18 protein-coding genes are annotated in these 12,159 nt (G+C 40.3%); all 18 read left to right on the forward strand.

The genetic code is table 11. The features are described 5' to 3' along the window. The first annotated feature begins 7 nt into the window (after window positions 1-7). The 18 genes from Gferi_RS14530 to Gferi_RS14615 all read left to right on the forward strand — a co-directional run bounded on the left by Gferi_RS14530 (window position 8) and on the right by Gferi_RS14615 (window position 11,950). Window positions 8-775: a hypothetical protein gene (locus Gferi_RS14530; protein WP_069977706.1), complete on the forward strand. Its 768-nt coding sequence runs from the start codon at window positions 8-10 to the stop codon at window positions 773-775. Between the two features lie 243 nt (window positions 776-1,018). Beyond that, complete coding sequence (locus Gferi_RS14535; protein ID WP_069977716.1) at window positions 1,019-1,462, forward strand: YcbK family protein; 444 nt, start codon at window positions 1,019-1,021, stop codon at window positions 1,460-1,462. 124 nt (window positions 1,463-1,586) lie between these two features. Next, window positions 1,587-2,117 carry a phage scaffolding protein gene (locus Gferi_RS14540; protein WP_069977718.1) on the forward strand — a complete coding sequence of 177 codons (531 nt, stop codon included), beginning with the start codon at window positions 1,587-1,589 and terminating at the stop codon, window positions 2,115-2,117. Between the two features lie 32 nt (window positions 2,118-2,149). Further along, entirely contained in the window at window positions 2,150-2,587 is a 438-nt protein-coding gene (locus Gferi_RS14545) for a phage tail terminator family protein (RefSeq protein WP_069977721.1), read from the forward strand. A 2-nt stretch (window positions 2,588-2,589) separates the two neighbouring features. Continuing rightward, window positions 2,590-3,648, forward strand: a complete 1,059-nt coding sequence (locus tag Gferi_RS14550) for a phage tail sheath C-terminal domain-containing protein (RefSeq protein ID WP_069977723.1) — start codon at window positions 2,590-2,592, stop codon at window positions 3,646-3,648. A gap of 16 nt (window positions 3,649-3,664) precedes the next feature. Then, on the forward strand, window positions 3,665-4,111 hold the full coding sequence (locus Gferi_RS14555) for a phage tail tube protein (RefSeq protein WP_156782404.1): 447 nt from the start codon (window positions 3,665-3,667) through the stop codon (window positions 4,109-4,111). Window positions 4,112-4,121: 10 nt separating this feature from the next. Further along, window positions 4,122-4,517 carry a phage tail assembly chaperone gene (locus tag Gferi_RS14560; protein WP_069977725.1) on the forward strand — a complete coding sequence of 132 codons (396 nt, stop codon included), beginning with the start codon at window positions 4,122-4,124 and terminating at the stop codon, window positions 4,515-4,517. A 254-nt stretch (window positions 4,518-4,771) separates the two neighbouring features. Beyond that, on the forward strand, window positions 4,772-5,944 hold the full coding sequence (locus tag Gferi_RS14565; RefSeq protein ID WP_069977727.1) for a hypothetical protein: 1,173 nt from the start codon (window positions 4,772-4,774) through the stop codon (window positions 5,942-5,944). 14 nt (window positions 5,945-5,958) lie between these two features. After that, window positions 5,959-6,378: a hypothetical protein gene (locus tag Gferi_RS14570; protein WP_069977729.1), complete on the forward strand. Its 420-nt coding sequence runs from the start codon at window positions 5,959-5,961 to the stop codon at window positions 6,376-6,378. Between the two features lies 1 nt (window position 6,379). Further along, window positions 6,380-7,348: an XkdQ/YqbQ family protein gene (locus Gferi_RS14575; RefSeq protein ID WP_069977735.1), complete on the forward strand. Its 969-nt coding sequence runs from the start codon at window positions 6,380-6,382 to the stop codon at window positions 7,346-7,348. Then, window positions 7,345-7,782 carry a DUF2577 domain-containing protein gene (locus Gferi_RS14580; protein ID WP_083273577.1) on the forward strand — a complete coding sequence of 146 codons (438 nt, stop codon included), beginning with the start codon at window positions 7,345-7,347 and terminating at the stop codon, window positions 7,780-7,782. The genes Gferi_RS14575 and Gferi_RS14580 overlap by 4 nt, the downstream gene beginning before the upstream one ends. Beyond that, window positions 7,782-8,210 (forward strand): DUF2634 domain-containing protein, encoded by a 429-nt coding sequence (locus Gferi_RS14585; protein WP_069977737.1) that lies wholly within the window; start codon window positions 7,782-7,784, stop codon window positions 8,208-8,210. The genes Gferi_RS14580 and Gferi_RS14585 overlap by 1 nt, the downstream gene beginning before the upstream one ends. Beyond that, window positions 8,210-9,283 (forward strand): baseplate J/gp47 family protein, encoded by a 1,074-nt coding sequence (locus Gferi_RS14590; protein ID WP_069977738.1) that lies wholly within the window; start codon window positions 8,210-8,212, stop codon window positions 9,281-9,283. Before Gferi_RS14585 ends, Gferi_RS14590 begins: the two co-directional genes overlap by 1 nt. Beyond that, window positions 9,276-9,830 (forward strand): YmfQ family protein, encoded by a 555-nt coding sequence (locus tag Gferi_RS14595; protein WP_236932604.1) that lies wholly within the window; start codon window positions 9,276-9,278, stop codon window positions 9,828-9,830. Before Gferi_RS14590 ends, Gferi_RS14595 begins: the two co-directional genes overlap by 8 nt. 2 nt (window positions 9,831-9,832) lie before the next feature. Further along, window positions 9,833-10,219 carry a hypothetical protein gene (locus Gferi_RS14600; protein WP_069977742.1) on the forward strand — a complete coding sequence of 129 codons (387 nt, stop codon included), beginning with the start codon at window positions 9,833-9,835 and terminating at the stop codon, window positions 10,217-10,219. After that, window positions 10,219-11,040 carry a hypothetical protein gene (locus tag Gferi_RS14605; protein ID WP_069977744.1) on the forward strand — a complete coding sequence of 274 codons (822 nt, stop codon included), beginning with the start codon at window positions 10,219-10,221 and terminating at the stop codon, window positions 11,038-11,040. The genes Gferi_RS14600 and Gferi_RS14605 overlap by 1 nt, the downstream gene beginning before the upstream one ends. Before the next feature lie 278 nt (window positions 11,041-11,318). Further along, window positions 11,319-11,573 carry a hemolysin XhlA family protein gene (locus tag Gferi_RS14610; protein ID WP_069977746.1) on the forward strand — a complete coding sequence of 85 codons (255 nt, stop codon included), beginning with the start codon at window positions 11,319-11,321 and terminating at the stop codon, window positions 11,571-11,573. A gap of 32 nt (window positions 11,574-11,605) precedes the next feature. Beyond that, window positions 11,606-11,950 carry a hypothetical protein gene (locus Gferi_RS14615; protein WP_069977748.1) on the forward strand — a complete coding sequence of 115 codons (345 nt, stop codon included), beginning with the start codon at window positions 11,606-11,608 and terminating at the stop codon, window positions 11,948-11,950. Window positions 11,951-12,159: the final 209 nt, after the last annotated feature.

The following is a 12,159-nucleotide window of genomic DNA, read 5'->3' on the forward strand; positions in this document are numbered from 1 at the left end:
ATTTAAAATGTTAGAATTACAAATAGTCAATAACTCGTTAGAAGAAATAAAGAAAGCAAATTTACTGCCTCCAGAAAAAATGCAAATAGTAAATGATTTGTTGCCAGAATTAAAACATAATTTTAATACGAGTACAGTTTGGAGAACAGAAACAGAAATAAAATACTCTGTATTGCAAAATAAAATGTTTCCAGATAAAGCTTCTAAGTATCATCAAGCAAAAACAGAGCAAATGGTATTCTTCGAACAGCTTATGCAATTATCTTTTAATTACAGAAAAACACAGGGAGAGATCGTAATCAAAGAAGCAGAAATAGAAGAGTTAGAAGATATATTGACCAATCTAGAATTAAAGCCTTGGCAAATAAAAAAGATAGAGGCTCAAATAGGAATCAAATCTCTTGAAAAACAAGAACTTGCTTTTAAATTAGAATATATGCAAAAACAAGGAGTAGATAGAGTAAGAGAACTTGAAATATGGTCCAAAATAAAAACTGAATTAGATGATAGTTCTTTTGATAAAGATAGTAAAGATTCAAACCAATTACTTTCATTAACAAAAAGATATGCAATTGAGGCTTATAATGTTCTTCATATAGCTGGTCAAAGTGTTGATATTGGAGCTACAAATAATATCTTAGGGCAGTTCGAAACAATGATGTTAGCATGTATTGAAAAAGGAATCGTTAGCTATGTAATAGATCATTTTGGAGAAACAAGTCCTATAGGTTCTTGGTTAATGCAATCTTTTAATCTACAGAAAAAAGATCAATAAATAATTATAAAATAAAAAGAGGTGAAATAATAAATGCCTTTAAATCAAAACAGTTCTTTTCAAGAAAATCTTATGCAACTGAGTTACAGGATGTAGTAGTTGATAAATTTTCACTGTCAATATCTAGATATTATTGGGACATAGGACGATCTAATCAAAACTTAGCACAAAAATATCGAGCACATCATGCATCAACCAGCCAAATTCGAAAGAATGAAATAATCTGTAGAGAGGGGGGAAAGTATGGAGAAGCTGGACATTCAGGTATTTGACGGTCAGATCACGCCCCATTTCAATATAAAAGAATTCAGGTGTAAAGCAAATGGGGAAGTACTGGTCAATGCAGCGGTCATTGACCATATCCGGAGGCTTGAAAAATTCAGGGATTGGTATGGCAGACCTATGTTGGTGAATAGCGGGTACCGGACACCAGCCTATAATAAACAAATCGGAGGTGCAGCGAACAGCTATCACATACAGGGTATTGCAGCGGATATCGCTTTGCCTATGGCGGAGTTTTCCGGATATACCCCGGCGAGAAGAAATGAATTTCTAAATAACATAAGAGACAAATGGACACAGTTATGCAATGCAGATGGTCTGGGCGGAGGCGTTGGTTTTTACAACACCTTTTTTCATTTAGACAGTCGAAAGACAGCTGCATTTTGGGATGAGCGAACAAAATAACAACAAACCCAATGGGCTATAGAAGGAACAAATTCATGGGCTGTCCATTGGAAGATGTTATAAAAATCAAAACTATTCGTGCCGTGACACGTAAAACGGAGTATCCGGGATCGGAGGAGTGCTTATGGAGCAGTTGAAAGACCTGTTGGGAGAGGCTTTATATCAGCAGGTTAGAGAAAAAACAAAGGACAAGAGAATCATGCTGGATGAAGGGAATCTGATCCCCCAGAGTCGGTTCAACAAGGTTATTCAGAAAAAGAATGCCTACAAAGATCAAATAAAGCTTCTAAGCGGCAAACTGAAAGAACTTCAAAAAATCGTCCGGAAGCATGAAGAACTTGTAAAAAAACTTCAGGATGATAATGAAAAACTTAAGCAGCAGAATGAAAAAATCAAGGAAAGGAGCCTAATAACAGCTATCCATCTTCAGGCCCACAAGATAAATGCGAAAAATACGGATGCAGTCGGCAGACTCATCAAGAGAGAAGGCTTGGTTCTGCTTGAAGATGGAAGGGTTATTGGCTTGGAAGAACAGTTGAAGGTCCTGCAGGAAAGTAAGCCATTTCTATTTGGAGAAGATACCTTGTCCTATTTGGAAAAGATACATGATTATGTAGAGGCTTTGATGCATGGGAGGATGCTTCAAAAACTGTAAAATGCAGCATGAAGAAATCAAAGGAGGAAAGTATGATAAAACTGGCGGAAATCCAGAATGCAGTGGATGACAAACTGAATACAAACTTTCCTGCATATCCAATATATGTAGGAGAAATGCCGCAGGAAATTACCAGACCTGCTTTTTTTATGCACATTTTACCCGTCTCCACAAGGGTGGAAAATAAGTATTACAGAAACAGGAAAATCAATGTAGAGATCCGTTACTTTTCCCGGAATGAAACCCATCTGGAAAATCTGAATATGGCGGATCTGCTGAATGAGCTCTTTGATTCTTTTCTTATGGCAGGAAACCGAAAGCTGATGGTGGAGGAGACGAGAACCATTATTGAGGAAAATGTTCTTTGTTTCACCTTTGATATTGAATTCAGCGATAGTATTGATGAGGAAAAGGCTTATGATTATCAGGATTATGAATACATGGAAGAACTATTAATAAAGGAGGATTAATTATGGGATTACCAGAGATTTTAATAGAGTTTAAAACACAAGGATTGACAGCAGTACAACGGAGCGCAAGGGGGATCGTAGCGCTGGTTTTAAAAGATGATACCCAAGACTTTGATTCTATCGTATATAAATCCATTGACGAGGTGAAGGCCGAGGACTGGACACCTGAAAATAAAGATTATATTGAAAAAACTTTTATGGGCACGCCGAGCAAAATTCTTGTCGAGCGGATTCCAACAACGGACGCTGACTATTCTGCAGCCCTATCCAGGCTAAAGAGCAAAAAGTGGAACTACCTGGCAGTGCCGGGAGTGGCTGGTGCAGCTGTGACCAACATTGCTACCTGGATCAAGACAGAAAGAGACATTAACAAGAAAACCTTTAAGGCAGTACTGCCAAATATTCAGGCAGATCATGAAGGGATCATTAATTTTGCCACAGAGAATATCAAAGTGGGAGAGAAGGTTTACAGTGCCGGTGAATATACCTGCAGGATTGCCGGCATCATGGCAGGACTGCCATTTACTCGCAGTTCCACATATTTTGCTTTGAATGAAGTGGAAAGCATCCAGGAGTCGGAAGAGCCTGGTACGGATATTGATAATGGAAAACTGATCCTGATCAACGACGGAACCCGAATTAAAATCGGCAGGGGTGTGAATTCACTGACAACCCTGACTGCATCCAAGGGCAGGGAATTTAAGAAAATTAAAATTGTCGATGCAGTGGACCTTGTCCATGATGATATCCGGGATACCTTTAACAATGCCTATGTAGGAAAGATTATCAACTCCTACGATAACAAGGTACTGTTTATGACAGCAGTCAATGCATACTTTGGAGAGCTGGAGAGAATTGATGTATTGGATCCGGCCTTTACCAACAAGGCAGAACTCGATGCAGAATCCCAAAGACTGTATCTGATGACGAAGGGCGTAGACGTGGAAGCGCTGGAAGAACAGGAAATCAAGGAATACAATACGGATTCAAAGGTATTTGCAAAGGCCAACGTCAAGTTTTTAGACGCAATGGAAGATTTGCAAATGCTGATCTATATGTAAATAGGAGGGAAAGAAGATGGCAAATAAAATACCAGGATATAGAGTGATTAACGGAACATGGGGAGAAATCTGGCTGGATGGAGACAAGGTCAGTGAATTAAAGGGACTTGAGGCAAAGATCACCATTCAGAAAGAAGACGTAACGATGTGCGGTGTATTGGCCAAGGATACGAAGATTACAGGCTGGGAAGGCACAGGGACATTAAAGCTTTATAAGGTGAATTCAAGGATGGCTGTGAAGCTGGGAGATGCAGTGAAAAAAGGCAGGGATTTACGGTTTATTATCGTATCGAAGCTGGCTGATCCTGATACTGCCAATGCACAGGCAGAACGGGTAGTACTGAAGGATGTCAGCTTTGATGACCTGACTTTGGCACAGTTCGAGGCAAAGGCACTGGGTGAAATCGAGTGTCCTTTTACATTTATCGACTATGACTTTACAGATGTAATCAAACCGGAATAGGAGGAAAACTATGAATACATTGGATTTATTACTGCAATTGGATGAGCAAAAGCTTAAAAAACCAAGTAAAGAAGTAGAAGTGAAAAGACTTTCTGAACTGACCGGAAGCAAAGTGGTCTTCAGAATCGAGGCCTTAACGCCGGCAAAAATGGATGAGATTCAGGAAATGTCCATAGATAAAAATACAGATCATATCAACATGGCAGAGCTGCAAATCATGACCGTAGTGGAGGGGACCAAGGACCCAAACTTTAAATCCAAGGAATTGATGGATAAATTCAATGTCTATACCCCAAAGGATTTGATTAAAAAAATCCTATTACCCGGGGAAATACTGACCCTCTACAATATGGTCGGCGAACTCAGCGGCTTTGACGGCGGGGCGATAGAAGAAATAAAAAACTAATTAACACAGACGGCCTGGCCCAGATGATGTATTATTACTGGAAGACAAAAGGTATCAGGCCTTCTGTGTTTTATAACATGCCGAAAGGTGAACTGGTCCTGATCATGGGGTTCTTTCATCAGGAAGTGAAAGAAAGGCAGATGGAAGGATAGGTACAAGCTTTTGATAATCATATAGGAAATTTGTAATAGGTGAAGGGCAGGCCGGATCACCGGCTGCTTTTCACTAGCTTTTAACCGAGGGGTGGTGAACGAATGGAAAAAGAGATGAACAATACAATGGGCAATATGATTAAAAATAACAGTAAAAAGCGTATAGAGATGGAACGTGCATATAAAGCACAGCAGGAGTTGCTGTTAGGTTACCGTAAAGATATGTATGCAGGGATAATTCAGTTGGACCAGTGGATGGAGGAATATGCAACAACTGTATCCAATATAAATTATGTTGTGCAGTTACCCTACAATATAGATGATATGCTAAAATACTTTCCTCAATACAGTGATGATTTGATGAATGTTCTAAGAAAAAATCCACAGATGATGAAAACCATGGAGCAAGTTGTTGATATAAGTGGCAAATGGGCAAAAATAGGTGGTACTGCATTGGGAGCAGGGCTGAATGTTTATACCCTTGTAAAAGAAGAAGAAAGCGATTTCAAAAAGGGTCTTGCCCGGCTTGACTTAGCAGGCACAGCTACAATGTTGGTAGGTCCTACGCCTATACCCTTCATAACCTCTACAGTTAATACTGTAGGGACATATGTTTATGATGAAATATTGGAAGACAAGGGGAGACGGGTTTTAGACCAAATGTTTAAAGAGGATCATTATACAAAATCATCGGATGAGCGGATATCAGCGGATAGTTGGGTTAAAGCACCGGATATACCAGAACGGCCGAAGGTATTTAATAATGATAAATTCATTGCTGCACTGGAGAAAAATTATTCAAAAATGGACAAACAGAACAGCAAGCATGAAAAAGCAAGATATCTTGAAAAGATGGCTCAGGAAGGGAAACCAATGGAAACGCTGCCGCAGTTAATTCATAGAAAGACTAATGAACTAACGAAGAAACAAATAGAAACGATAGAACAGAAGCGCAGTCAACCGGGTGCCCTTATCCTGGGAAATAGAATTGATACCAAGAACAACAGACGCCCAAATCTACAGAGTGGAAAGGATGACAGCAGCATATTTAAGTTGTACAATCCTCAGAGTACAGGACAGAATAAAGTAAAAACAATGAGTCTAAAAGATCAGGGGCATAAGGAATCCGCTCTTCAACAAAAAAATAATTCAGTAAATAATAATAGCTTTGTGGTAAATATTGCAGGTATGAATAAAACAACCAATGAGATCATAAACGAGCTGGTACCCCAGCTAAAATTGTCACTGGCCAACACGGCAGGGGCTGCAGTATAAAGGAGGGATGACCCATGGATATCTATCTATCCATTAACAACCGGGAGCAGTTAATCACATTACCTGTACTCCCTACGGAATTCCGGATACAATCCGGTATGAAAAACGACACCTATGATACCATCAGCCAGGGGGAAATCAAACTGATCGGGATGGAGACATTAAAATCCATATCCATCCAATCCTTTTTTCCGTCCAAGGACTATTCCTTCCTGAAGGACAGGACCTACAAAGGCTGGGAGTATATAAACATGCTGGAGTCCTGGAAAACCAGAAGGGTGCCCATAAGGCTTGTCATCAGCGATACGCCTGTCAATATGGCATGTACCATTGAATCCTTTGAATATGGCTTGCAGGATGGTTCGGGGGATATCTACTATACCCTTACCCTCAGCGAGTTCAAGTTCATAGAGCTGGGGAAAAGGAGTGTGTAGCATGCATCGGATTTTAAATATCTCAGAGAACCTTGAGACTGATATCACGCCCCTGATAGGAAGCATCCAATGGAGAAGCAATATCAATGAGCTGGGAGACCAGCTGGATTTTGATATTGCTTTTAATGATGCCCAATACTTCCCCAAAAACCCGGTGGACATAGGAAATGCTATTTGCCTGGTCAATCAGGAGGAGCTATTCAGAGGCGTGGTGGTCACAGAGCAGAAAAACGGAAGACAACCTATACAGTATACCTGTTTTGATTATGCCTTTTATCTCAATAAGAACAAGGCAGTCTACCAGTTCAATAAAATAGCTGCCAAAAAAGCCATAGAGATGATTCTAACAGAGCACAAGATTCCCATCGGCAATATCAGCCAGTTAAATACGGTGATCAAAAAAATATATGTAAATGAGCCTGTGAGTGATATCATCAGAGACCTTATTGATATCGAGGAAAAAGAAACAGGAGTCAAATACAGGATGGAAATGAGAAGAGGAAAACTCCATATTGAAAAGAAAGAGGATTTGCTGGTCAAAGCGACCTTCAAATTAGCAGAAAATATTGCTGCTTATGATGTTACCCGCGCCATATCCAACCCATCACGGAAAAGATCCATTGAAGAAATGAAAAACCGTGTCGGGATACTGCTGAATGACCAGATCATCGAGACGAAGGAGGATCAGGATCTGATCAGAAAATATGGGGTTTTGCAGGAGTTTATGCAGATCAGCAATAAGGATAAGGTGCAGGCAAAAAATATCGCACAAAAAATGTTGGAGGACTTGGGAAAGATTTTTGAAGAGAACTCCATAGAGCTGCCGGGGAATGACCAGGTACGGGCAGGGAGAACCCTGGAGCTGGAAGAACCCATTACGGGAATGATTGGAAAATACCTGGTGAAGGATGTCATCCACAGGGTGGAAAAAGGTATTCACCGCATGTCGGTAGGATTGGAGGCGGTATGATGGATGCAATATCTGAACTGGCCATGCTTTTTAAGGAAAGGGAAAATATCCTATACATGGGCCCGCAGTTAGGAACGGTAATTTCTCCGCCGCCCAATATCAAGGTAGGGCTGGGAGACAAAATCATATTAGATAAGGAAGATCTGATTCTGGCTGCCCATGTCCTGGACGGATATCAAAGGGAGATTGAAGCAACCGGCATCACAAACACAGGAGTCAGCTCCAGCAGCGGCAATATGAGCTTTCACCTGACAGGAAACCCGCCTCCGCAGAATTATACCATCACCGGGTTCTCCTTGCCGGCGGGCACTACCTCAAAATCAGAGGGAGCCCTAAAATATACAGATACCTTGAAGGAGGGAGATAAAGTGATTCTCATACCCTCAAACGACAACCAGAAATATTATCTTGTGGATAAGGCGGTGAGATTATAATGTTGCCTGAGATTGCGCAATTGGAGTTTCATACAGAGACAAAAGCCGCAGAGGACTTTGGAAAATCCTTTCTGTTTGATTTTCAGCAGGGAGATTTTGTACTGCGGGATGGACGGCTGATAAAAACCGATGGAATTGAAGCCTTAAAGGTATGGATCATGAAGGTGTTAAAGACAGAAAGAGGTAAATTTAAAATCTATGAGGATACAGACTACGGTACGGGATTGGAGGATCTTATCGGGCAGACTTTGCCAAGGGATTTTGTGGAGAGCGAGCTGAAACGGGAAATTAGGACTGCATTGGAAAAGCATCCGATGATTAAAAGCATATCGAACCTGAATCTCTCCATAGACGGAGAGAAGGTAATGATTGAATTTACCGTCAATCTTGTGCAGGGAAATACCTTCGGTCAGGAGGTGATTTTTTAATGGAAGCAGACAGAACAACGATACAGAACAGAATGCTAGCAGGAATTCCGGAAGAATATGACACCAGTGAGGGGTCTTTTTTTTATGATGCGGTAAAACCCATAGCTATAGAGTTGGAAACGGCCTATCGGCGGCTGGAAGAAATTCTTGATAAAGGCTTTGGAGAGACCGCTGAAGGGGAATGGTTGGATAAGAAAGCTGCCGAGCAGGGCGTATACAGAAAAAGACCTACGAAGGCCACGACGGTTGTAACCATAACCGGAGCAGCGGGCGTGAGCATTCAGGCAGGGGATAAAGTTGCCAGCGATGCAGTGACCTATGTTTGTACAGAGAGTAAAACCATAGATGTCAACGGACAGGCGGAAGTGCCTGTAGAATGCGAAGAATGCGGCAGTATAGGAAATGTACCGAAGGGGGCTATCCGGTACTTCCCCATCACATTATCCGGGATTGTCAGTGTGACAAATCCTGAAGCGGTTAAAAACGGCTATCCGGGAGAGACGGATGCAGAGCTAAGGCAGCGGTATTTTGACAAGATCAGGACGCCTGCTACCAGCGGCAATAAGCATCATTATAAAAACTGGGCCAGGGAGGTCTCCGGCGTTGGAGATGCAAAGGTTTTTACTTTTCCAGAGCTGTCCGGAACCGTGAAGGTCGTAATTATTGACAGCAGTAAAAGAAAAGCAGAGCCGGAGCTTATTGGCCAGGTATTTGACTATATCGAAGAACGCCGACCCATTGGGGCAAAAGTCATCGTTGAAAGCGTTCAGGAAGTGCCCATTTATATAAGGGCTTCTTTTACATGGGATACGGATAATGCTGATTATGAAGAGGTTCTCAGAAACCTGGAAAGAAAAGCGGAAGAATACTTTAAGGAGATTGCTTTTCACCAAAATCATGTGAGCTATGCCATTTTAGGAAGCAGGCTGTTGGAAGCCGATAAGGTTCAGGAATATGGCAGTCTGAACATAGGCATTCAAGAAGAAGCAACGGGGACCATCTGCTGGGGAATAGAAAATATCATCCTTCAGGAGAATGAAATTCCGGTATTGGGGGCGATCAGCTTTGAGTAATCTGTTGACAAAATATATGCCCCCTTATTACCGGACCAGTAAGGTAATCACAAGCCTTACGGGTATGGAAGGACAGGAAGTGGAAAACTTTCAGCAGAAATTAGAGGAAACATGCAGCCAATTCTTTGTGGATACGGCTACCTATACTCTTGAGCGGTGGGAAAGAGAACTGGGAATTCCAGTTAACAATACAAAGCCGATAGCCTACAGGCGGTCTGTCATTACCAGCAAGCTGAGAGGTTCAGGGACGGTGACCGTAGAGCTTATTAAAAATGTATCAGAATCCTTTATCAATGGAGAGGTAGAGGTAGTTGAAAATCCTGAAAGCTATCGTTTTACCATCAAGTTTGTCGGGGTCAGGGGGATTCCCCCCAATATGGATGATTTAAAGAAGGCTATCGAAGAAATTAAACCGGCCCATCTGACTGCAGTGTATCACTATACTTATTTGATATGGGATGAATACGATCAAGCAAATAAAACCTGGGATCAATGGGATGCATTGAATTTGACCTGGGAACAGCTAGAATGCTATAAGGAGGAATAATCATGCCAAGTATGAATAAAACAACCAATTATGGTTTGAATCAATGGTTGGGCAACGAATATCCGAAGCGGCAGGACTTTATGGAGGATAATGCAAAAATTGATGCCGCTTTAACCCCGGAGGCAGACCCTGCGAAAATTCCGGCTTCAAACGGACCTTTTAAAATCGTTGACTGGACCAGTTATTTTGCAAATAGGATTAAAGCTATCGTGGGCAAGGGAAACTGGTGGGATCCACCAACGAAGTCCATGGAGCAGTTAAGTAATGAGGTTGCTGCACATAAGGCTGAAACTATGCCACACAGATTTGTTGATAATGGTACTACGTATAGATGGGGACTTAGTGTAGCGAATGGGATAGTAATGTTTAATTATGAGGAGGCGGTATAATGCCACAAATACAAATAGCAGACAAAACTACTTTAGATTCTGTCAATACGAAAGTTGGAACAAATGTAGATACAAGTGGGACAGTAACTGTATTCGCCAGGTTGAAACAAATTTATGATTACTTAACAACTAACCTTTCAACAACAAGAGCATCAAAAATTGATGTTATTGATACTGTGAACACAACGGTAAATACTGTTAATACGAATGTATCAAGTATTAACAGTAAAGTTGGCACAAACATTGATGTCGCAGGAACTACAACTGTATTTGGAAGATTGAAACAGATTTATGATTACATGTCAACCAACTTGACAACTACAAGAATAGGAAAGCTTGATCTAATCGGTGTTACAAACCCAACAGCAGATACGACAACCATTATGGGGTATTTAAGAAAAGTATATGATGCTGTGACAAGTTCAAGCTGTGTTAAAATTGGTAAGGCATCCCAAACAGTCCAACATATTTTATCAATAGATTATACGAGATACCAAGGAGCAAACACAATATTTGGCACTGTAATTTCTCCAATATCAGGGTCTTTGCGTTTATATTTTAGAATATATAGAACAGAATTTAGCGTAACACAAAGTAGTGGAGTAGCTGTAAATGTAAATGGTGTTGAATACAGTATTCATACATTGTATGGTTCAGCAGACTACGATAGAGATCAATCTAGTACTCTATTAAATATAAAACAAGGAGACGTAATTACGATAACTACAAAAACTGATGCTAGTAGTATTCGAACTAGGCTTTATAACGTTAGACTTGCATATACGCCTATTAATGAATATGGATACGGAGGTAATGAATAATGAAAAAGGTGTATATTAATGATGTGATGAATATTATGCAATAAAGATAAAAAGAAACTTGAAAATATAATAATTAGCCTATCATGTAATAATAGCTGACATAAAAAACTGTTTCTCTTGGATTAATTACAGAAAAAGAGAAAATTCAGTTATTGGAAGTGAAATGAAAATTGTGTGAAGTGGTAATATATTTTCTATGAACATTTCATATTAGTTTTGGATATTAATGCATCACAAGAATACAAAGCGCATAGATTTTTTACAACAGGAGGCTCGACATGAATGAAGCACTTTGCAAAGAAAAACACAAACAAATAGAAGAACGGCTGAACCTGCATGAAAAACGCCTCAATAAGCATTCTGACCAGCTGGATCACCTTTCTGAAGACAGCAGGGAGTATAAAATTCAGATTCAGAATTTATGTGAACAGGTTAAAGATTTGATCACAACAATGAAATGGTTCATGGGACTTTTTGCAACAAGCTTGCTGGGGTTCTTTTTTTATGCAGTTCAGCAATTACTGCTGCGATAGCAAAGAAATAGTCCGTTGAAAGGAGAATGAATATGTTGGATTTATTGAAGGCCAACGCTGCAGCGTTGGTCCTTGTATTGGCAGGAATACTGACGCTGGTGTATTTGTACAGTATAAACCGAAAAGACCTGCTGAAAAAAATCATTCTTGTGCTGGTAGTCCAGGCTGAAAAACAACTGGGCAGCGGCACAGGAGAGTTAAAGTATGCCATGGTTGTAGAAAAAATATACCGTATTGTGCCCTTATCCTTTAGATGGTTCTTAACAGAAAAAGAGCTTGACAGAATGATTGAGGAAGCGGTGAAGTATTTAAAAGCCTATTTGGCACAGGGAAAAAACCTAGTTGGATATGAAGGGGAATGCTGCAAACATATATAGAAAAAGGTGAGCGGATAGGATTTTTGTGATATATCCTAAAGGAAAATAAGCAGCATCTGTAGAAAATTATTAACTGCAGCATATTATACGGATTAAAGGCGGGACTCTTCAAAGTGGTGTTTTTTTTCGCCGGTTGAAGAAACATTTATTAGGGAAAGCTTCCCGAAGGATAAATTTAATCAATATTAAAAAAAATATGGGGAAATTAA

This window comes from Geosporobacter ferrireducens, assembly GCF_001750685.1.
GTDB classification, from domain to species: Bacteria; Bacillota; Clostridia; order Peptostreptococcales; family Thermotaleaceae; genus Geosporobacter; species Geosporobacter ferrireducens.